This window comes from Paenibacillus sp. FSL W7-1088 (assembly GCF_037969855.1).
Taxonomy (GTDB): domain Bacteria; phylum Bacillota; class Bacilli; order Paenibacillales; family Paenibacillaceae; genus Paenibacillus.
On record NZ_CP150216.1, the window covers coordinates 1,336,854 to 1,358,494 of the forward strand.

Consider the following 21,641-nt stretch of genomic DNA (forward strand, 5'->3'; position numbering starts at 1 on the left):
CAATATCGCCTGTGCCCGAAAGGAATTATTGGAAGCATGACGAATCCTAATGTTTGAATAGTCATGAAATGGACGAAAACCTGTCTGAACATGATGTTTAATGTTAGTTGAATCTGTTTAATGAACAATGCTATTTAAGTATATTTGGTAATCCAGCCCATTTAATGAGCTGTACCTCGTTGATATAGAATATTCTTGTCTCAGTCACCATGAAGGAGGAACATCACTTTGTCCACATCCTATGATCAACAGCACGTGGAATACCCGAGCCGGAAACGAATGGCATGGCTTACAGTGGGGGCGGCACTTTTTGTAGCAGCCGGATTTTTTTTATTGTTTGATGATTCTTCAGCCAAAGGTTCTGCCATTTCTTCGGTTATAGGCGTGTTCTCCATTTTATTTTTTGGGCTTTGTCTCTGCTACAGCCTGGTGAAGATGATTAAGAAGGAACCTTCCTTTGTTGTCGATGAGCATGGGTTTGTGGATTCATCTTCTTACACATCAGGAGGGTTAATTGCCTGGAAAGATGTTGAGAATATTTTTATGTATGAATTCATGGGACAGAAGATGATTGGGGTTAAATTGTGGGACGAGAAAGCATTTCTGGATCGTCAGAATGGGATGAAACGCAAATTAATGACGGTAAACAGCAGCATAGTCGATGCGACGGTAAGCATTGCCCAGAACAGCCTCACATTACCACTGGATCAGTTGTATATCATGATGGTGGAGCGTTGGAAGCGTTCGAATAAAGGGGCGAGTGAAGGTAATAGCTTAGATCGGTTTAATAATGAATAGATAATGAGGACTATTTTCAGATTGGAGGAGTAAAGATGCAACAAGGAAATCAAACGCGTACGATCCAGCTGCCCGATGGGACAACACTGCCTGCAATCGGACAGGGAACATGGTACATGGGTGAGAAACAATCCAGTCGGAGAGAAGAAGTTCAGGCACTGCGTTATGGCATTGAACGTGGAATGACAGTGATAGATACGGCCGAGATGTATGCAGAAGGCGGAGCGGAAGAGGTCACTGGTAAGGCGATAGCAGACTGTCGCGATGATGTATTCCTGGTATCCAAGGTGTATCCTCATCATGCGGATCGGAAGCAGATGATTACTGCTTGTGAGCGCAGCCTTTCGCGTCTGGGTACAGATCGCTTGGATCTGTACCTGCTGCACTGGCGTGGAGGTGTGCCGTTGGAAGAGACGGTTGAAGCTCTGGAACAGTTGAAACAATCAGGCAAAATTCTGCGCTGGGGTGTCTCGAATCTGGATATTGAGGACATGCAGGAGCTCTGGAACATTCCAGCTGGTCAGCATTGTGCAGTGAATCAGGTGCTGTATCATGCAGCTTCTCGTGGTATAGAATACGAGCTTCTTCCCTGGTTGAGGGAACGCCGTATTCCTGTGATGGCGTATTGTCCGCTGGCCCAAGGTGGTAGACTTCGTAAAGAATTACTGGAGCATGCAGTCATTCAGGAGATTGCCAAGGATCGAGGTGTCAGTCCCTCCCAAATTGCGTTATCCTGGGTTATCAGGGATGGAGACATATTGGCGATCCCGAAAGCTGTACAGCTGGAACATGTTGCCGAAAATGCTGCGGCAATGGACGTTGTTTTGACCCAAGATGAAATTGTTCGGTTGAACGAGGCATTCCCTGCACCTAAGGGCAAAGTGCCTTTGGATATCGTATAGAAAACTTCTTGTCAGACCCATTACATCATACAATGAATGTAGTTGAAAGAATCAAGAGTAATAAGAGCAGATCTGAGGATCTGTTCTTTTTTTTGCATTTGAAGCCATTTTAAATAAATGGGCTTTACAACAACAAATCACTAGTGTACTATGTAACTAACACACAGATACAGAGAGGAGCGAGGACATTGTGAGCATCGAATTTGACAACAACTTGCCAATCTACCTGCAGATTATGCAGTACATCAAAAGACAGATTGTGACCGGTACACTTAAGGCAGGCGATAAAATTCCTTCGGTTCGTGAGCTCGCGGCCGAATTACAGATCAATCCCAATACAGTACAGCGAACATTTCAGGAGTTGGAGCGGGAAGAAGTGGTTGAAACCAAGCGAGGTCTGGGCCGATACGTGACAAGTGAGGAGTCGAAAATTATGACGATCAAAAAAGAGATGGCTGGTGAATTGCTGGAGCGTTTTCTGACAGGAATGCAGGAGCTGGGCATCGAAGAACAGGATATCGTAAATATCGTGGCGGATGCCGTTGCAGAAGGAAAGCAATCACTGCATCGTGATGGAAGAGGAGGAACAGTGAATGAGTAATATTCTTGAGTTGAATCATGTGAGCAAAACGTATGGCGGCAAGAAAGCCCTTCAAGATATCACGCTTGATATTGCACCAGGCCGAATTGTAGGTCTGCTGGGCAGTAACGGTAGCGGTAAAAGTACTTTGATGAAATTGGTTGCAGGGCTTCTGCACCCCAGCAGTGGAGATGTTCGTGTTACGGGAAAAGCGGTAGGCTTGGAAACGAAGTCACTGGTATCCTTTATGCCGGACCGCCCATTAACCGAGAGTTGGATGAAGGTACGGGACGCGATTGCGTATTACCGTGATTTCTACTCTGATTTTGATCAAGAGAAAGCGAGAGAGATGCTTGATTTCATGAAGCTGGGAGAGGGCGAAAAGGTAAGACATCTGTCGAAAGGCATGAATGAACGACTGCAATTAACACTGGCTCTTTCTCGTAAAGCTCGTCTTTATTTGCTCGATGAACCGATTGGCGGGGTAGACCCGGTTGCACGTGGCAAAATTCTGGATGCGATTGTGAAGTTCTATGACGAAGACAGCAGTCTGATCATCTCTACACATCTCGTAACGGATATTGAACGAATTTTTGATGAAGTGATCTTCATCCGTGAAGGGGAATTGGTAATGCGGGAAGAAGTGGAGACACTGCGCCTCAAGTACGGTAAAAGTGTGGATGAAATGTTCAAGGAGGTTTATGCGGAATGATGACACTGCTGAAGTATGACTTTAGAAGGAATTGGAATACATTGTTGGCTGGGCTAGCCGTATTGATTATCGTTCAGATTGGGCTGGCATTGTTTTTTTCTGAAGTAACAGGGAGTCTTGTAGGTGTCATTGCATATGTCGGAGCAGGTGTGGCCATTTATGTGAAAATGATCAAGACATATCGATCCAATATCCGTTCGTTCAACCGCCGTCTTGTGCCGGTAACAGGGCTGTCTCACGTCTTGTCTCCGATCATTTTTGGAACACTCTGCTGGCTGGGCTTAATGGTTGTTGCTGCCATTCACTACTTTATTTACAGTACAACGCATACAGGGATTAACTTTACCAGCTACATGAACGATTCGGGTATTCATCTTTCGGAGATTCTCAATGTGTTGCTGTTTCTCTGGTGGGTGGCTATATTCTGTATCATAATCATCTTTCTCTCCATTTCGATTGGAGGCAGCTTCCGCTTTAAAACAGGACCATGGATTAGTATTGTCGCATTTTTCGTACTAATCAATGTCATTAGCTGGCTGGAGAATATCATCTTCTCGGGTCGCTTTAACACCAATGAATTATTTCATTTCACTGAAGAAAGCACAGCGCTCTCCTTTACGTCCAATCGGATTACATGGTCAGATGGAACATGGGCCAGTATTATTTTTGAAATCATCGTGGCTGTGATTTTGGTTGGTGTTGCCGTATATCTGAATAATAAAAAAGTTGAAGTTTAAGTTAAGATGCTGTCAGCTGCAATTTAGCTGGCAGATTTTTTTATTTGAATAAATTCCCAGTTCTTATACGTAAATAGGGATATATGTCGTTTTGCAATAAGGGAGAAGGTTTATTTCTTGTAAGGGAGGGATTCCATGGAACTCTATTTCAGAGATAATTTCTTTAATGCTGGGTACACCGAGATTATGAACCATGAACAGGAACAGGCAGGTCATCTCGATTTGAAAAGTGCATTTGGTTCATCGCTTGATGTATTCGATAACTCGGGGCTCATCTGCAGTGGTAAATTCCGCATGTTAAGTAACCGTTGGGATGTGACTTTAGCCGATGGAAGGGAATGGGGTGTCTTACGGGCGAGGATCAGCTTCTTCAGTAAAAAGTATGAGTACGATGCAGGACCGCGTGGTGTGTATGATGTCTCCGCTCCGGCGTTTTCACAGGAATATGATATCACCGGGATGGGCGGCAAAATCGTGGCAAGCTTCAAGCGTACAAGTGGCTGGTTCGGTTCCGGCGCGTTTGTGTTAGACAACCAATCAGAACATCTGGATACGTATGAATTGATTGCGGTTGTGATGGGTGTGCATGCAATTAATAAAAGAAGGAATTCGGCTGCCGGTAGTGGCGCGTAAGCTAATCATCAAAAGGGGTATCCCGTCATCTTCATGACTCGGGATAACCCCTTTGTGTTTTGCGGCAATTGATTAGCAAGTTATCTATAAATGATTGAAAATAAAAGATATACTTTAGGCAGAATCATTATGCAGAATCACTGCCTTCCGTCTTTACAATAGGTTCCTCTCCGTGGTGGCTCCGCACTCCTCCAGAAGTCCGTTCCGGCTTTGCTTCAGGCTCGGATTCAGCATAACGTGCCAATACTTTGGCCGCTGTGTCAGACATTCGTTCCCGAAGCGCAGCGTTATCTGCAATCCGTACCCGTTTGCCCAGAAAACGCATTTTGGACAGCACATAATCCATCTCATTCCTCGGAATGGTCAATTCAATGCGGTACGTCTGTTGTGCTTCCACAAATTCGACCTGCTTCTCGAAGCAGGAAAAGGCATACAGAATTCGCGATAACTCCTGATTAAACTCAGGCAGCACTTCGATCGTCACGGATGTCTTCCGGTTCTCCGTTAAAATCGCGATTTTGGCAGCATATTGAGAAGCGGTTTCCGGTTGAAGCGGCTGGGCTTCCGCGGTAATAATGCTGTGCAGCTTGGTGGACATCAGTTTGTTGTAGAGTGGAGCATACCAGAGCACGTACCATTCTTTTTTGACCATGGAATATTCGAGCTTGTAGGGGTAACCAAACTGATCCTGGCTGATTCGTCCATTGCGGACACGCCCTGTCAAACGAAACCCCTGATGATGCAAAATCATCTGCCGTAATGGTTTAAGCAGTGGATGAAAGACACTGTTCTCTTCACTTTTGGCTTTTTCGGTCAGGTAATCCTGAAGGTCCAGATCCTGCTCTGCATCCAGCATGTCATGCATTTTGTGCAACGTATCAGGGTGCAGCGCTTCTGGTGCGGCAGGGTGATTCAGCATCATGCGCAGCCAGGCTCTTTCCTGTGAAGTCCAGGTGAACAGTCCGTTTTCATTCAATCTCGTCATCATCTGGTAGTTGAACATCTTCTCGAACAGATTCATAATATTGCGCAATCTCCTTCCATTCCTTAATCATCTCCTGACGCAGCCTCTGTGGAGCGATCACCTCGCAGCTTGAACCAAAACTCCGAAGCCACGGCTTAATCTCGGTGGTACCGTTGACCTGAATTTCATAGAGAAAGGTATGTTCCGTTTCGGGCGTAATCGTTCCCCACTGGCCTTGCAAACGAACCCGATCCAGAATGAAGTTACGCTGGCCGTCCTGAGGATGGAAGAATCGGGCTTGAACCGTCACGGTATTCCCCGTATCCACCAGCCAGCTGTAGCGGCTGATCTCGGCCCACTGTTGTTTCAATTCGAGCAGATATCCTTCTTCAATCGAATCCTGTTCCTCCAGCTGTGTAATACCTTCCATCCGGAATTTCACAAAGCCTCGGCGTCCCTGATATCCAATGACATACCAGCGACCATACTGATGGTCATAGACAACTTCAAGCGGTACGATCCGGTTGGGTCGTCCGCCTGCTTCCCGTTCGAAGCGCGGATTCGTATTCTGCGAGCTGTAGCTGGACGGTTTTTTGGGTGAATAATACAGAAACTGGACATACTTTCGCTGACGAATCGCACTAAGCAGAGTGTACAGATGTGCTTCGTCCAGAATGCGTGAATAATAGTGGTATTTATATATAAATGGCTCGGTGGCTTCTTCCTGTGGATAGCTTGTAGCAATGGCTTTTTTGAGACTGTCCCGCAATATATAGCCTTGTACGGACGGAACCTGGGTGTTCGCCATAATATCCACAAAATCATACAACTCCAGCTGTTCTTCCACGGTTAAACCCGTAAGTACGTCCTGCTGCAAAAGGTAACGATAGGGCCTGCCGCCAGGTTCCTTGCGGATCACCCCTACTTCTTCCAGATACTTCAGATCGGAGCGAATGGTCTTTTCGTCAGGTAGCGCCAGTTCCTCTGGCAGATCCGCGCAGCAGGCATCCAGTAACTCCATGGCGGTTAAAGCTTGATCTTGTAAGGTATGCAAAAGGATAGAAAGACGCTGAACTTCAGTCTCTTTCATCGACTTGGCGCGAAAGAGGAAGAGCAGCATGGGCTCAGCAGATTCTCCGTACTGGAAGCGGACGAGATCCGCCATTTCTTTGTTTGGTTCCGAGCCTGAGCGTTGGTCAGCGACGGTCTGCATGATTTCTTTTAATCTGCGTTGGGTTTTATCAAAAGTATGTACGGATATGCCAAGCCGTTCGGCATACTGTTTACGGTTATACGCACCACTTGTCAGGGACAGCATGCGCAGAAATTGAATTTCTTTGTCAAAGCTCTCTTTAGCCATGAACATTCACTCCTTGGTGGCCTGGAGTCAGGCGGATGTAGTGGATGACTATGTTGGCAGAACAATTCTGCATTATATAGAATCATTCGTGATCTTCCCATTTACCGTTATCCCTTCATTGTATCAGGATGAGTGGCTGGTTTCATTTTAAACTTATGGAGGTTGAAAACGATATTTTTATGAGTTATGAAATTGATTCGTCGCCATACTTTCGCCATGTTCGCGTGCAAATGTGTGAGGCATAATAAGGTTGTGAAGCGGGGCAGCAACAAACTCTGCGGATCAAGGTTCCGAGGCGCCAGGGAGGGTTACTTCGACTGTTAATCGACCAGGTCGTTGGTTCGAATCCAATCGCCGCCGTTCATGGCGGTGTAGCTCAGCGGTAGAGCGGGTATTATACCTTCCCACCTTTTTCCTCGGAACATTTTATTATGGAATATCAGTAAATAGACTCACACCGGGAGGTCATGAGTGATGAGCAGAGCGAAACAATTATTCAATCAACCTCAGCCAACGACACGTAATCATGGGGGCTACGGTGCCTATGAGCGTTTGGTGGAGGAACAATATATACAGTTGTTGATGACCAATACATTGAACAATACGTTCTATGCAGATACACAGCAATTGATGGACGATGCGATGGTCAGTCATCAGGAGATGGCTGAGGTCGATGCAGGGTTTATGGCGCGGGCGCTGGTCTATGCTCGTAATGAAGGCTTGATGCGTTTACAGCCTCTGTACGGTCTGGCACTGTTGTCCAAGGTGGAGCCGGATCAGTTTGCGAAGATATTCTCCAAGGTCGTACAGACACCGGCTGACTTGGCCGATTTTCTGACGATTCTAAGAGGAACAGGTCGGGGGCAGGGCGGTCGAGCGGTGAAGCGTCAGGTAAGTCAATTTTTGAACGGCATTACTGAATATTGGGCGATCAAATACAACGGGCGCGGACGTGGATACAGTCTGGGCGATATGATCGCTACAGCACACCCCAAGCCGACAGATATGAAGCAACAAGCCTTGTTTCGTTATTTGCGAGGACATGAGGTGGATCTTGCGGAACTGCCGCAGTTGCAGGCGCTGGAAGAGCTGAAAGCTACCCCAAACCCGGCGAGTCGGATGCATCTGATCGAAAAAGGCAAACTGCCGTATTCGGTGGTCACATCGATCATGCAGCCGACACGTACGGTATGGGAGGCGTTGATGTCCCAGATGCCGACCTTTGCCTTGTTACGTCATCTGAATGCAATGGATCGGGCAGGTGTTTTTGATAAATCGAAAAATATCGATTACGTAACGGGCCGTTTAACAGATGCAGAAGCTTTGCGCAAGTCGCGCATCTTGCCTTTTCGCTTCGCCAGTGCGTATGAAATGATCGCAAGAGAAGAGCTGCGATATGCTTTGCGGGAAGCGGTGGAGCTATCGATTGGCAACCTGCCATTGCTGCCGGGAAGAACCGCCATTTTCCTGGATCGCTCCGGTTCCATGCAAGGGGATTATTTGCGGATTGGTTCGGTGCTGGCACTGGCGCTATATAAACAAACACGCGGCAACTCGCTGTTCTGGTTATTCGACCATATGGTTGAGGATGCTCGTCCAAAGATGGATGAAAGCATTCTTTCCCAAGCTCACCGGATTCGTGCACAAGGTGGAACAGACACGGGACGGCCTGTACGAGAGCTTCGGGATATCGGAGAAAAAGTGGATCAGATCATTATGATCACCGATGAACAGCAGAATGAAGGCACCCCGTTATATGCCGAGCTTGAGCGATATCGCCGGATGATGAATCCGGAGCTGAAGGCATTTATTGTGGATATAGCACCTTATCAGCAGGCAATGGTACCGCCACGGGATGGCAAAACCTTTTATATCTACGGTTGGAGTGAAGCGGTATTGACGTATATTGCCGAGACTGTGGCAGGATATGATACACTCGCGAACCGGGTGAGAGAGACAGAGATTTAAATTGGAAAATGTGGAGGCGGCTGACCATGACCTACGTTAATGAAGAAATGAAAGATACGATCAGACAACAGTTGAAGCAGATTGAACAGGAGGAGCAGGTACGGATCATTTATGCCTGTGAATCTGGCAGTCGGGCGTGGGGGTTTCCTTCACAGGATAGCGATTATGATGTGCGTTTTCTTTATGTGAGACCGCTTGAATGGTACTTGTCCATTGAGGATAAAAGGGATGTTATCGAACGCCCGATTAGTGATCAGCTTGATATTAATGGTTGGGATCTGCGCAAAGCTTTGAAGCTGTTTCGCAAGTCGAATCCACCGCTGCTGGAGTGGCTGCAATCTCCGATTCAGTATGACGAACCGTACAGCGTGGCAGAGTATATTCGTGCACTGTCGCCTTTGACCTTTTCACCTAAGTCCTGTATGTATCATTATCTGAATATGGCGAAGGGGAATTTCCGTGATTATTTACAGGGTGAGCAGGTGAGGATTAAAAAGTATTTCTACGTGCTGCGCCCACTGCTCGCCTGTGGCTGGATCGAACGTTATGATGCGATGCCGCCGATGGCATTTGAAGAGCTGGTGCAAGAGCTTGTTCCTCAGAGCGCGCCGCTCTATACGGAAATCCATGAGCTGCTGCGCCGGAAAAAGGCAGGCGAGGAACTCGACCTGGAACCTCAGCTCCCCGCGATACAGGCTTTTTTGACGGAGAAGATCGAACATTTTGAACAACTGGCCGCTCAACTGGAGAATGAACAGATTATTCCATATGAAGAACTGGACCGGATTTTCCGTTTTGCACTGCAAGAGGTGTGGGTTCCAACCTGCGATTAAAGTACGAGGTCGTGCGTATTTGCACATCATGAGTCTGAACCGGTGGACCCACGTTTGTAACAGAATGGGTGAAGCATGAGACTTCTGATTCCTTTAGAAGCAAGGTAATAGGGCAGGTTTGGTATATCCAAGCCTGTTTTTGTTATTTTTCGTCAAAATATTTCATTCAAGATAATTAAAATTAGGAGTTTTAACGTTAATATAAATAACTAAAGCCCTATATGTTTCCTATCCGTTCTGGGTAATAATTAATAGTAAGCAAGTGGTCATTGGAATCTCACAACGTAACGATAGGGGGTAACCTGTATGGCGTCAATGATTCTGCTGGTGAAACAGACGGAAGACGATGAAAAGGTTATTTATCGATTCGGACCGAATGAGCGGAAGATGGGACTCATTGAAATGAATAAGGTCAAGGAAAGTGTAAAGGAACTGGAGCCTGTTCAGGTGGAGGGTGTCAGTCCGAGTTTTTATTTCAATCGGGCCGCGCAGCGACTGATTCGATGTTTGTTCAGAGAAGGCGGTAAGTTCCCTGAACGAACGACATGTGAATCCTAGTAGTCAATTCAAATGAGTCATAGAGACTTAGCTCAAATTTTCTATCATCTATTCATTAATAAAGAAGTTCAGGCACATCCGTTGAAGGGTGTATCTGGACTTCTTTTTGTATTCCATATCGACATTAACGCCAGAAGGGAATTGCATTACAGCTTCTAATAGATGAATTACTTGTTCAGAATCCGTTCAGAACGACCTGATATATTGATGAAACATGGATGGAAAATGTCTTGTTTCAACTTTCATTGTATATAGCACAACATTTCCTAGGGCTCTAATTTACTATTGAAAAGGAGAGAAAAATCTTTGAATAAATGGCTTTTACGCACAACGCTTGGTATTTTCTTGTTAAGTCAACTTCATACGACTGCTGTATCCGCACAAGCTACCGAAAAACTTTTCTCGGATATAGATCAAGCCTCCAACTGGTCTCTGGCCTCCATCGCTTATCTAAACGAACTGGGCATTACCCAGGGTTATGATAACGGGACGTATCAACCGCGCAAAAAAATTACTCGTCAAGAGGTGGCTGAATTGCTGGTACGGGCTCTCCAGATACCGGCCAATGATGCTGCAACCGTGCTGCCTCCGGATGTTCGTGCAAGCAGTTGGTCTGCAAACAGCATCCAACGAGTTCAGAGCCAAGGGCTGATGGGCAATCCAAATGAGCCGTTTCGGCCAACAGATCTGGTAACTCGGGAAGAGTTGTTGTCCATCTTTGTCCAAGCCACTGGAGCCCAAGGAAAAGGGACTGCCACACTGTCGGATAGTGAAGTAAGTGATCCTGTCAGCAAGCCAAGCATTGAAACTTCCATGGAGATCGGTTTGTTACAGGGGGATGGACAAAAGCTGGCTCTGGATAGACCGACGGAACGACAGGAAATCGCTGTCTTTTTGACTCGGCTGATTCAGGCACTTGAAGAACCGAAAACGAGGGAAATGGAACTCACCATTATTAATGAGAGTACAGTCCGTATCGGTGCTTTCAAATATCCGGTGACAGAAGAGATTCAAAAACTGCTGACCTCTGCCAACAAGAAGTTCCTCGAAGGGGCGACCTTGAAGGTCACGCTGACACCGGATTACAAGATTCAGAACATCGTGGATTTAACGGTGCCTGCTTCCAAAAAAAATCTTGTATTTGATGGTGGAGATCTGCATATTACGGGGAATTTGATCATTTTGGGTGATGAACTAACCATCAAAAACCTTTCAGTGGATGGACAGGTGTTGACTAATGGGAATACCAAAACCTCACTGGTTTTTGAGAATACCAAGATCAAAGAATTGGAATTGAATGTGGCTGCCAAGTTGACTTTGACAGGCACGACTTCCGTTGACTCATTAACTGTGGCACAAAAAGCGGTTAAGGATTCTGAGATTGTTCTCCAGCAAACTAGCGTAATCAACGATATTATTGTTCCGGACAAGCAGCTCGTTCCGAATTTGGTCAAGGATTACAGTGGGAATCAGGGCAAGATTCAGCTCATTAATGGGAAACCTCGAGACGTACAACCTACGGTTTCTACAGGTGGCTCAACTACCGGCGGCAGTTCTGGGGGAAGCGTAAGTCCAGCAGGACCAGTAGTTTCAACAATCACCAAAATTCAGGAGGTTGCTGAGGCTTATCAGCTTCCGACGCAAGTGTCTGTCCGGATGCCAGATGGCAGTACCGTAATGAAAGCAGTGGTTTGGACTGCACCCAAAGATGTGGAGATCACGAATAGTGAAGTTCTCATTAATGAACTTGGGATATATCTGTTTACAGGTCAGGTTGAAGGCATCTCCGAAAAATCTCAGTTGAAATTGGATGTTAGACTGCCATTGAAACTGCAGGTAGGGTCAGAAAATACGGGGATTGTCGTAACCACGCCTGGTGTGAGCAAAACGGTATCCTTCACATCTCAGCCTGTTCCTGAAGTAGCAACGACCGTCAATCACGCCAGTTACTTGCTTGAATGGAATGATGAAAACGGCTCTTCCTCTGATGTAGAGCTGATCAGTACGCCAGGATATACATCATACGATGTCGGCAATGGCTGGCTTATTACCAAGTCCGATGATGCTGCTGTTGTCAGCAAGGAAACAATCTCGTTTGAGGTGAAATTCAATGCTCCGGGGACATACTCCGTGCAGATTAGTGCTGTGAAACATAAACATTTTGATTAAGAAGAAGGAGTGTTCTCTCATGTTGAAAATGAATAAATTAACGAAAGCTTTATTATTGTCCTCTGCCCTGCTCTTGGCGGCAAGCCCTACGTATGCAGCTTCCGGTAGACCGGTATCCAATACGATTACGGCCAGCTTTAAGGTAAATCCGGTTGCTCCTTCGTTTACGCTGAAATGGGTGGATAATACAGATACAGAACTGGATACTCTGCCGTTGCAAACCGTGAACAGTGGAGAAAGCAAGGATGTTAAGGTGCGTGCAACGGTATCCAAGAACTATTCGGATATTTACATGGAGTTCACAATTACCCGTACTGACGGAACTGCAATTACTCAAGAAGATGTAGAATTGAACGAATACGTTGAGGGTGAACTTGTAACACCAAGAACGGGATATTTGGATGGTGGCAGTCTGGTTATTAATTCCAAGAGTTATCGAACGATTAATTCACCAGGGCGAGACTTCTTGTACAATCTAAAGTTCAAGACGACAGGTGATTACCAAATTAGCGTAGTTGCTGTGAACGCACCAGCTTAAGTCAAGATTGCGAAAAGTCTGCAATAGCGGGAGATAGCCGGGAGAATCCGGTTTTTCCCCTTGGAGATAAAAAGGAGATCAATACCTATGAGAATCCCGAAATTGGTTAAGGCAGTACTTCTATCTACCGCATTGTTTACTATGGCGGCCCCAGCGTATGCCGACTATGCTTACACGCCTTTATCCAATAAAATTACAGCGACTTTTAAGGTGAACGCCCCGGCAGAACCTACCTATGTATTGAAATGGCTAGATTCCAGTAATCATGAATTAGAGACGTTGCCGCTTCAAACTGTGAATAGCGGGGACAGCATGGACCTCAAGCTTCGTGCGACCGTCAATCAGGATTTTAAGGATATCCGGTACTATTTTAAGATTAAAAGGACGGACGGAACAACTATCACAGATAGTGACATAATCTTAGCCCAATATGGAGACAGCGGTGTAGTTACCTTAAGTGGTAATACAGATGGGGAACTTTATTTATCCTATTCCAAAAGATTCGTAACTGTAACAAGCCCCAGCATGGATTCAAAATTCAAAGTCACGTTTAACGCGGCTGGCCAATATCAGATTAATGTTGTTGCGGTTTCCATGAACGACTAATATACCAAAAAACAAGTCTACAACCCTTATCATGGGGTCATGGACTTGTTTTTTTATTTCGATAAATTAATGGGAAGGAATAGGATATCATTTGTATTTTATGTCATCAGAACGTCTTCGCAAACGAAATCAGTGCGGTAATCGTAATGATGTTAAGCAGCGTTGAGATCAGCACCGTCTGGGCGGCAAAGTCTGGCTCGTTATCATACTCCTCGGCCAGAATGGATGCGTTGACTCCGGTAGGCATACCGGATGCGATAATAAGGGCCTGAGCGGCGATACCTTGCAAACCGAGCAGCAGTACAATCGAAATCCCGATGGCCGGGCCAATCAGCAAACGCAGAAATGTGCTAATATACACATCAAGACGATACAGGCGGATCGGATATTTTACAATTTGGGCACCTAGTGTTAGTAGTGCTACAGCGACCATACTTTGCTGCGCGTAAGTCAGCGGCATGGACAGGAAGGTGGGCAATGGAATATTTCCCATATGAAACAAAATGCCGAGCAACAGCGCATAAGGAACGGGCATTTTTAGAAATCCAATGATCACCGCACGGTAATTGCCTTTGAGCTTCGCTCCCTGAATGGACAGCACACCATAGGTGAACGTCAGCAATGCCTGTAAAGACATGACCAGTGCCTGAATGGAAGAGGCCAGCGGATCACCACGAAATACCAGGGAGTTAATGGGCAGACCATAATTGCCTGCGTTGTCCAGCATGATGCTATTGTTGAAGGCGGCCTTCATGCCTTTATTCATGCGAAGCGAGCGTGCGAACACAGACCCCACAATATAGAGAATAATTACATATAAGGCGTAAAAGAGCGTTACGGTCCCGAGCAATTCCCCTGACATATCAGAGTGATACATGCTCATAAAGACGGCTGCGGGGGTAATACAATAGAAATTGATTTTGGCGAGGGTGTACAAGTCTAACTTGAATACCTTTTGCATCCAGGACCCGACGGCAATCAGGAGAAATACGGGCAGGACGACTTCAAGCATGATGTCTGCAATCATCAGTTCAGCTTCCTTTTTCATGAAAATTTCAGTCCGATTTCGAAAATACTTCAACCATTATATCATTTTATAGACGAGCATTTTGCAAAAATCCAAAGAGTGACTTTCAATCAGCAAGATACAGATCGAAATGGTTCTATTCGTCAATATCTTGTACCCGGGAACGATTAGAATCGAATTATGCAAAATGCTGACACAGATCAAAGATGTAATTGACTAAAAAAGATAAGGGGGCTCTTCATTATGATTCCAGATCATCTGGATTATGGTTTATCAATCTTATTTATTGGATTCAATCCGAGCATTACGTCTGGAGAGACGGGTCATCATTATGCTTATAAAGGAAACCGTTTCTGGCGCATTCTTGAACGTTCCGGATTGACACCTCGTTTATATGATGCACAAGAGGATGGGGAGTTGCTGAAGCTGGGGTACGGATTTACGAATATTGTTGCCCGGCCAACAAAAGGTATGGACGATATTACAAAGGAAGAATATGCAGAGGGACGGCAGATTTTACGGCAAAAGCTGGAGGAATACCGACCAGACATCGCCTGTTTTGTTGGGAAAGGGGTATACACCCAGTACAGTCAGCGTGCCAAAGCAGAATGGGGATTTCAGGACGACCCGGTCGTCAAGGAAATTCATGAGTTTGTTGCCCCGTCATCCAGTGGACTCGTGCGTATGTCGATGGATGAGATCGTAGCGATCTATTCACAGCTTAGTGATTTTGTCTCCGAGAAAAGCAGAGAGGACTGATAAACGAAGCAAAAAAGAAAACTCCGCATGGCAGCAAGTGCAGCAGTAACAATGAACCTTCAATGGTTGCAGAGTTCGGCTATCCGGTTTACACCGGGTGGCGCGAATTCTTTTTTTTGGATAAAGTGAGAGGTTTCAGGAAGTGCTTCCGTCTAAATAGTACAGAACCATGCATGGAAGCTGTAGAGAAGGGGGATTACATGACTCAACAGATACCAGAGGAGGAGCTCATTCAGCGTATTATTGCGGGGGACAAACAGTTATTTGCTGTGCTCGTGGATCGATATAAAAATAAAGTCTTCGGCATTTTGCGCGGAATGGGTGCGAGTCATCAGGATGCACAAGATCTCGCTCAGGATACGTTTCTCCGGATGTACCGCTATCTTCCGACACGAAGGGAAGGAAGCAGTTTCTCGTCTTGGGTATACACCATCGCTGTGAATCGGATGCGGGATTTTATGCGGCAACAGAAACCTGTGATGACCGCTGTTCATACGGGTTTGGAACAAACCAGTGGTGAAACGCCAGAGAAACATGTACTGCATAAGGAGATGCAGCGTGAAATCTATCGCCAGATGGACCAACTGCCAGAATCGTATCGGCTTGTGCTGCTTCTTAAATATACGAATGAGCTGAGCTATGAAGAGATTGCAGATATCACGGACATGAGTCCGACGCAAGTGCGTAATGCACTTTATCGAGGGAAGAAAACGTTGAAGAAACAAATGGAGCGCAAAGGAGGTTTATCGACGTATGAAGCCTATTCCAAATGATGAGGATCGATTGTGGGAACAGCATTTATTCCGTGAAGAACCGGATGCGGACTTTACGCTTGAGGTGATGCGGAAGCTGGAAGGGGTGTCCATGGAGAGCGCAGAAGACGTGGATCCATTCACGAAAAAGGCTTCCAAGTCCCATTGGATGCGCCGTACGGGAATCACAGCGGCGGCAGTTGTAATCCTTGTGGGAGGGGCCTGGTTTGCTTTTGATCACACAGCAAAATCGACGCAACCAATGGTAAATGCTGTAAATAACCCGCCTTTGCCTAACATACCTGTTCCAGAAGAACTCAAGTATTCCTATTTTGCCGATGATTACAAACGTTTGAAGCCGCTCGGTCTCGTAGTTAATCCCAACATCCAAATCGAGGATAAGGGCTACACGCTTAAGATTGAAGATGTGTTGGTGGATCGTTCTCAAATCGTGATCACAATGAAACAAACAACACCTGATGGGCTAGGGCTTTTTGCGATATCTCCAGAGGCGGGGAGAATTCATATTACGGACGATCAGGGGCAGCAGGTTGCAACTCTCGCCCGGGATACCAGAACAAGCGGTTCGGCAGCTGAACGATTTATATTCCAGTTGCATGATGATATCCCGGATCAGGTGATCGTGCGTGGAGAACTTGGGCATCTAAAAGTAGGCAGCTATTATAATTTTGAGACAAAATCATACGAAGATAAAAATGCTGTTATAGATTGGAGCTTTCAATTCAACATCGATATGACCAAAGCCAAATCACTGGCTGTTGAGGCTCCCATGAACAATACCTACACCACTCCTGAGGGCATGAAACTGGATATGACAAAGCTTGTACGTACGCCAAACGGGACCCGTCTTGACATGAACATCAGTCTGGATGATCAACTGCGTGCCAAAGTCGGAGAGAATTGGGCGAATGATATGGACTTAATGTATCACCTCGAAATTCCTGAAACGAATGAGTATCGAATATTCAACGGGAGCAGACCAGATGCCCGTCAAGCCAAGTTCCGGCTCCGAGATTTGAGTGGATTAATGGATGGCGGTCCATTGAAGTTATCGGAGACATGGGACCCTGCTTTTGTTACGGTGGATGCGAAGAAGATTCGCTTTGTTCTGGAAGGCTACACCATCCCAGTGTGGGAGGAGAAGTCCGTGGAAGTGGATCTGGAAAAGATGCGTAAGGATGCTGAAATTTACACTTACGTATTGCAATTTGAACAATATGGAGATGAAATTTTATTTTCTGACTTCAATTACAAACCGGTGTGGGAATCCTATGACAAAAACTACTCACTAGTCCTGGAGGGAATAGGGACGTTCCGAAATGCTTTTAATGGCGATCGCTGGGTGGCCGTAGATTCGGAAGGAAAAGAGTATCCTGTCCAAGTAATCGGTTATCCAGACCAGCCTAATAATGACGGAGAATACGTTGCAGACAATCTGAAATTGGTCATCCGTGGTTTTTACAAAGAAGATGGAACGAAATTAACCTTAAAACGAACCGTAGTTAATCGTGAGTATCGAGACGTGAATTGGGAAGTAGATCTTCCGTCGTACACCAGTCTGCCTTGGCAGAAATAACAGTTATGAATGCCAAGAACGGAATGGAATAAGCTTGGATGAATAACAAGATAGTGATGAAAGGCCCCGCATAATAACATGCGAGGCCTTTTTGGTATTCAATAAATTAAAGTTACGCCGATTCCCGTGGAATAAGGGACGTGGATAACATGACCGTTTCCTTCGGTGTGCCTAAACGTTCAATCCGGCGCTGTAAAGCTTCGATCGCACGCTGACCGAGTTCCTCTTTGCATAGGTTGACTGTGGTCAGAGGCGGGGACGATGTAGCAGCAGCATGCACATTGTCGATACCGATGACAAGGCAATCCTCAGGTGTGGAGAATCCCATTTCCTGCAGTTTATTCATCCACTGCAAGGCGATATCATCATTGACGCCAATCCAGGCATCGGGCCGTTCGTCGGCGGGCATGTTTTTGATTGTGGCAGCCAATTGGTCGATCCATTCGCCGTTCTCATAAGGAATATTCCATTCTCTGAACGTGATCAACCGACTGCTGTCTGTGTGAAAATGGTTCAAGGCCAGTTCGATGCCGATCTTCCGCTGTGCAAAGCTGGCAGCTCGGCCATCATCCGTAATCAGACCGATGCGACGGCACTGCATCGACATTAAATATCTCGCCACAGTTATGCCTGCTTCCAGGTTATCATGGCTGATGGTATCACAGTTCAACAGTGGCTCCTGATGATCCACGAGTACAATGGGACGACCTGTCTGAGCCAGTCGTTGCAGGACAGCATGGGGGAAAGCGCCCATAACGATGACCCCGGCACAACGTTCCCAATCCAAGTGAGGAGCGATTGCCCGTTCTGGAGGTGTGTGTTCATCAGCAACTCCCAGAGAGGGAGATACAATGGCATGATGCCATCCTCTTTCATTACAGGCAGAGATCATGCCGGAGAGGACGCGCTGCCAATAGTGAGGCTCACCCCGGTTGAGCTGATTCATGCAGATGAGAGCAAATGGGGGCTCGGATTGTTCTGCGTGGGTAGCTGTTGGAACAGTACTGCTTCCTGGGGTGCTTTGGCGATATCCCAAGGCACGGGCTAATTCAAGCACACGGGCGCGAGTCGCTTCGCTGACGCCTGTCTTGCCGCTGAGTGCACGGGAGACGGCATATTTGGATAATCCAAGCTGGTCGGCCAGCGACTGGATAGATACTTTACGTGACATTTCATTACTCCTTCATATGTAAACAATTTGCATAAAACCAACGAGCCATTTCAATCTACAACATATGATCCAATTTATTTTTTAATATACCATCCGTTATGAATTGACGATCATCTTCCGGCAAAGTACACTTACAAATAATAATGTTATTATAATTTATCATAACGAAAATAACAATGCGACACAATTCATTGAATGAAACGATGCAAACAAATATGGAAACTTCAATTCAAAGGAGACGACATCCATGGAACAGTTCAGATTACCGAAAATCCCCATGCCGCATCTAGAATTACCGCAAGCTGTGCAGAACATTCTTACTGAGGCCGAGGAACGGCTGCAACATAGACCAAGATTGCTGGCACAGTTCCGTAACTGTTTTCCCAACACGCTGGAAACGACGACAAAGCTATTGGATGATGGGACAACCTTTGTTATTACAGGGGATATCCCGGCAATGTGGCTGCGTGATTCGGTGGAGCAGGTGATGCACTACGTTCCGCTCGCGAAGGAAGACGAACAGTTGCAACGGATTATTGGGGGGCTGATCAAACGGCATACGTTCTATGCGGACATTGATATCTATGCCAATGCGTTCAACGAAACGGCTAATGGATGGCATTGGGATGCGAATGATGAGACAGAAATGTCGCCGTGGGTGTGGGAACGCAAGTTTGAGCTGGATTCACTCTGTTTCTCTATGCGGCTCGCCTATGCGTATTGGCGTGAGACGGAATTGACGGATATATTTGACGAGCGTTTCAAGAGGGTGATGGAAAGCATAGTCAGTCTGTGGAAAACGGAGCAGCGTCATGGTGAGCAGTCCCCATATCGATTCATGCGCCGGAATTGTCCAGCTCATGACACGCTTCGTAACGAAGGATTGGGGATGCCGGTAAACTATACCGGGATGATCTGGTCCGGTTTCCGCCCCAGTGATGATGCATGTGATTTTCATTATAATATCCCGGCAAATATGTTCGCAGCGGTGACTTTGCGTCAAATGGGGGAGATTGCAAGGTGGGTATTTCGAGATGAGAAGCTGGTCAGCGTGATGGCCCAATTGGAAGAAGAGATACGACATGGTATCTCCATATACGGTATTTACCGTCACCCCGAGTATGGGCAGATCTATGCCTATGAGACGGATGGTTACGGCAACTTTTGCCTAATGGATGATGCAGGTACCCCGGGACTTATGTCTATTCCGTATTTGGAGTATGCTTCCACCGAGGACATCGTGTACCAGAATACACGGCGCTTTATTTTGAGCAAGGAAAATCCGTTTTATTATGAAGGACAAGCAGCCAAAGGCATCGGCAGCCCTCATACTCCTCCCGGATACATCTGGCATATGGCGCTGTCCATGCAGGGTCTGACCGCAGACAATGATAAGGAAATGCTGGAGATGATCGATCTGCTGGAGAACACGGATGCAGGCACTGGGTACATGCATGAAGGTTTTCATTCGGATGATCCAAACACGTTCACAAGGCCCTGGTTTGCTTGGTCCAACAGCCTGTTCTCGCAGCTTGTGTACAAAGCAATGAAAAAAAGAATTCTATAAAAGATACATGTAAAAAAAGCTTGCTTACTCCTCGTAAAGCGGCCGTTTCGGTTACGAATCGTTCTTTCGATCGCTGTTATCCCCGGATTTCCTGATCGCCTTTTGTAAAGTCGAAATCCGGGGATAAAGGCGAGCACTTCGTTTCTTCAGAATCGATTTCGTTCCCTCCACTACTTCGCGTTTTATCAGAAACTTTTTTTTGTACCTTGTATAGGAAAAGGAAGTAGTTAAAAAACAATAAAGCCCAAACTGCAAAAGATTCGCAGTTTGGGCTTGGTTTATGAGGAAGGCTATGTTACTCACGGCTTCGCTATACAGTCTTCAGCAGATCGGCGATGAACACCTTTTGACCTGTGCGGGCACTTTCGAGGGACGCAAGGACCATGGCCATGCTGAACTGGTTGTCACTGCAATCGGTCTCAGGCAGTTGTCCAGATTCCAGTGCAGCGAACATGTCTTCGAGGCAGCCGTGATGTCCTGTTTTCTCCATGACAGGCTGCTTTCCTTCGATCCGCTCACATGGTTGAAAAAAGGATGGTTTGCCTTCTGCATCCAGATGCTGCGCCGAGACAATTTCAGCATAAATGTCATCATGTCCGTCCCAGATGGCGGTTCCTTTTTCGCCGGTCACACGCCAGGATGCTTCCCATGAAGTAGGCACACCTTCTGTGCACCAGGACCCGCGATAGTTAAACACGGAGCCATCGGACATTTCAAAGATGCACAATGCCATCGCATTGCCTTGATACCACGACCCTGGAGGATTGAATTCGTGACAGTACACTGAAACCGGGTTGGCACCGAGAATATATCGTGCCTGGTCGAAGGTGTGAATCGCCATATCCAGCAGCAGTGGACTATCCATCAGGTCACGGAATCCTCCAAAATGAGGTCCGAGGAAGAAATCTGCCCCAGCAAAACCGACCTGACCAATCGTTCCGTCGAAAATCAACTGCCGATAAGCGCGAATGCGTGGATCGAAACGACGATTTTGCATCACAGCCTGAATATTGCCCGTACGGTGTGCCGTCTGAACAATATCTTCACAGTCAGAGAAGGATTCCGCCAGAGGTTTTTCGCCAAATACATGACATCCTTGTTGTAACGCCGTCATGGCAATGCCGTGATGGCTCGCTGGAATGGTGACATCAAATACGATGTTGGCATCTGTTGCTTGAATGGCCTCACTGATATCCGTAAACGTGGGACAGGAAAGGCCATGACGTGCAGCGAGTGCAACGGCGGTATGTTCATACAGATCGACAAGCCCCACAATTTCCGTGTCCGGCCTTTGCATGGCGTAATCCACCCAGGTGTTGGACATGGCCCCACAGCCTGCCACAACTACCCGATAAGGATGACTCATCCTATCATCTCCTTATGCTTTTCATTTTCTATGCTCGTGCAATG

Annotated in this window: 22 protein-coding genes; 17 read left to right on the plus strand and 5 right to left on the minus strand. The window is 46.4% G+C overall.

All coding sequences use genetic code 11. The features are described 5' to 3' along the window. The first annotated feature begins 228 nt into the window (after window positions 1-228). From MKY42_RS05990 to MKY42_RS06015, 6 genes are all read left to right on the plus strand, one after another. The gene (locus MKY42_RS05990; RefSeq protein WP_179265626.1) at window positions 229-798 is read left to right on the plus strand and encodes an STM3941 family protein; all 570 of its coding nucleotides are present in this window, start codon (window positions 229-231) and stop codon (window positions 796-798) included. Between the two features lie 35 nt (window positions 799-833). Further along, window positions 834-1,700, plus strand: a complete 867-nt coding sequence (locus tag MKY42_RS05995) for an aldo/keto reductase (protein WP_179265625.1) — start codon at window positions 834-836, stop codon at window positions 1,698-1,700. 190 nt (window positions 1,701-1,890) lie between these two features. Beyond that, entirely contained in the window at window positions 1,891-2,301 is a 411-nt protein-coding gene (locus MKY42_RS06000) for a GntR family transcriptional regulator (RefSeq protein WP_090893961.1), read from the plus strand. Beyond that, complete coding sequence (locus MKY42_RS06005; RefSeq protein WP_179265624.1) at window positions 2,294-2,992, plus strand: ABC transporter ATP-binding protein; 699 nt, start codon at window positions 2,294-2,296, stop codon at window positions 2,990-2,992. Before MKY42_RS06000 ends, MKY42_RS06005 begins: the two co-directional genes overlap by 8 nt. After that, on the plus strand, window positions 2,989-3,729 hold the full coding sequence (locus tag MKY42_RS06010) for a hypothetical protein (RefSeq protein ID WP_090893964.1): 741 nt from the start codon (window positions 2,989-2,991) through the stop codon (window positions 3,727-3,729). The genes MKY42_RS06005 and MKY42_RS06010 overlap by 4 nt, the downstream gene beginning before the upstream one ends. A 135-nt stretch (window positions 3,730-3,864) precedes the next feature. Next, window positions 3,865-4,362 carry a hypothetical protein gene (locus MKY42_RS06015; RefSeq protein WP_339849604.1) on the plus strand — a complete coding sequence of 166 codons (498 nt, stop codon included), beginning with the start codon at window positions 3,865-3,867 and terminating at the stop codon, window positions 4,360-4,362. Between the two features lie 127 nt (window positions 4,363-4,489). Here MKY42_RS06015 and MKY42_RS06020 read toward each other — a convergent pair whose 3' ends face one another. Both MKY42_RS06020 and MKY42_RS06025 read right to left on the minus strand, forming a co-directional pair. Next, a complete protein-coding gene (locus MKY42_RS06020) occupies window positions 4,490-5,383 on the minus strand; it encodes a WYL domain-containing protein (protein WP_339849607.1) in 894 nt (297 codons plus the stop codon). Continuing rightward, complete coding sequence (locus MKY42_RS06025) at window positions 5,331-6,686, minus strand: WYL domain-containing protein (protein WP_339849610.1); 1,356 nt, start codon at window positions 6,684-6,686, stop codon at window positions 5,331-5,333. The genes MKY42_RS06020 and MKY42_RS06025 overlap by 53 nt, the downstream gene beginning before the upstream one ends. Here MKY42_RS06025 and MKY42_RS06030 point away from each other — a divergent pair. The 7 genes from MKY42_RS06030 (at window position 6,685) to MKY42_RS06060 (ending at window position 13,358) form a co-directional block, all read left to right on the plus strand. After that, window positions 6,685-6,837, plus strand: coding sequence for a hypothetical protein (locus MKY42_RS06030; RefSeq protein ID WP_339849613.1), 153 nt, complete (start codon window positions 6,685-6,687; stop codon window positions 6,835-6,837). The two genes, MKY42_RS06025 and MKY42_RS06030, sit on opposite strands and share 2 nt — an antisense overlap. Before the next feature lie 323 nt (window positions 6,838-7,160). Continuing rightward, entirely contained in the window at window positions 7,161-8,654 is a 1,494-nt protein-coding gene (locus tag MKY42_RS06035) for a TROVE domain-containing protein (protein WP_179265622.1), read from the plus strand. A gap of 26 nt (window positions 8,655-8,680) precedes the next feature. Continuing rightward, window positions 8,681-9,487, plus strand: a complete 807-nt coding sequence (locus MKY42_RS06040; RefSeq protein ID WP_339849619.1) for a nucleotidyltransferase domain-containing protein — start codon at window positions 8,681-8,683, stop codon at window positions 9,485-9,487. A 306-nt stretch (window positions 9,488-9,793) separates the two neighbouring features. Continuing rightward, window positions 9,794-10,045, plus strand: a complete 252-nt coding sequence (locus MKY42_RS06045; protein WP_090997721.1) for a hypothetical protein — start codon at window positions 9,794-9,796, stop codon at window positions 10,043-10,045. Between the two features lie 306 nt (window positions 10,046-10,351). Then, the gene (locus tag MKY42_RS06050) at window positions 10,352-12,214 is read left to right on the plus strand and encodes an S-layer homology domain-containing protein (RefSeq protein ID WP_339849627.1); all 1,863 of its coding nucleotides are present in this window, start codon (window positions 10,352-10,354) and stop codon (window positions 12,212-12,214) included. Between the two features lie 19 nt (window positions 12,215-12,233). Further along, window positions 12,234-12,752, plus strand: coding sequence for a hypothetical protein (locus MKY42_RS06055; RefSeq protein WP_109997923.1), 519 nt, complete (start codon window positions 12,234-12,236; stop codon window positions 12,750-12,752). An 87-nt stretch (window positions 12,753-12,839) separates the two neighbouring features. After that, window positions 12,840-13,358, plus strand: coding sequence for a hypothetical protein (locus tag MKY42_RS06060; protein WP_109997924.1), 519 nt, complete (start codon window positions 12,840-12,842; stop codon window positions 13,356-13,358). A 106-nt stretch (window positions 13,359-13,464) separates the two neighbouring features. Here the strand turns inward: MKY42_RS06060 and MKY42_RS06065 are convergent, their stop codons facing one another. After that, window positions 13,465-14,385, minus strand: a complete 921-nt coding sequence (locus MKY42_RS06065) for an AEC family transporter (protein ID WP_062320726.1) — start codon at window positions 14,383-14,385, stop codon at window positions 13,465-13,467. A 243-nt stretch (window positions 14,386-14,628) separates the two neighbouring features. On the opposite strand from MKY42_RS06065, the gene MKY42_RS06070 reads away from it, so the two are divergent. The 3 genes from MKY42_RS06070 to MKY42_RS06080 all read left to right on the plus strand — a co-directional run bounded on the left by MKY42_RS06070 (window position 14,629) and on the right by MKY42_RS06080 (window position 17,493). After that, window positions 14,629-15,144, plus strand: coding sequence for a mismatch-specific DNA-glycosylase (locus MKY42_RS06070; protein ID WP_090893977.1), 516 nt, complete (start codon window positions 14,629-14,631; stop codon window positions 15,142-15,144). A gap of 200 nt (window positions 15,145-15,344) precedes the next feature. Further along, on the plus strand, window positions 15,345-15,917 hold the full coding sequence (locus MKY42_RS06075; RefSeq protein ID WP_090893980.1) for a sigma-70 family RNA polymerase sigma factor: 573 nt from the start codon (window positions 15,345-15,347) through the stop codon (window positions 15,915-15,917). After that, window positions 15,898-17,493, plus strand: a complete 1,596-nt coding sequence (locus MKY42_RS06080; RefSeq protein WP_339849634.1) for a DUF4179 domain-containing protein — start codon at window positions 15,898-15,900, stop codon at window positions 17,491-17,493. Before MKY42_RS06075 ends, MKY42_RS06080 begins: the two co-directional genes overlap by 20 nt. Window positions 17,494-17,605: 112 nt before the next feature. Here MKY42_RS06080 and MKY42_RS06085 read toward each other — a convergent pair whose 3' ends face one another. Further along, entirely contained in the window at window positions 17,606-18,664 is a 1,059-nt protein-coding gene (locus MKY42_RS06085; RefSeq protein ID WP_339849637.1) for a LacI family DNA-binding transcriptional regulator, read from the minus strand. Window positions 18,665-18,911: 247 nt separating this feature from the next. On the opposite strand from MKY42_RS06085, the gene MKY42_RS06090 reads away from it, so the two are divergent. After that, entirely contained in the window at window positions 18,912-20,231 is a 1,320-nt protein-coding gene (locus MKY42_RS06090; RefSeq protein WP_339849640.1) for a glycoside hydrolase family 125 protein, read from the plus strand. A gap of 310 nt (window positions 20,232-20,541) precedes the next feature. Here MKY42_RS06090 and MKY42_RS06095 read toward each other — a convergent pair whose 3' ends face one another. After that, window positions 20,542-21,597 carry a Gfo/Idh/MocA family oxidoreductase gene (locus MKY42_RS06095; protein ID WP_339849645.1) on the minus strand — a complete coding sequence of 352 codons (1,056 nt, stop codon included), beginning with the start codon at window positions 21,595-21,597 and terminating at the stop codon, window positions 20,542-20,544. Window positions 21,598-21,641: the final 44 nt, after the last annotated feature.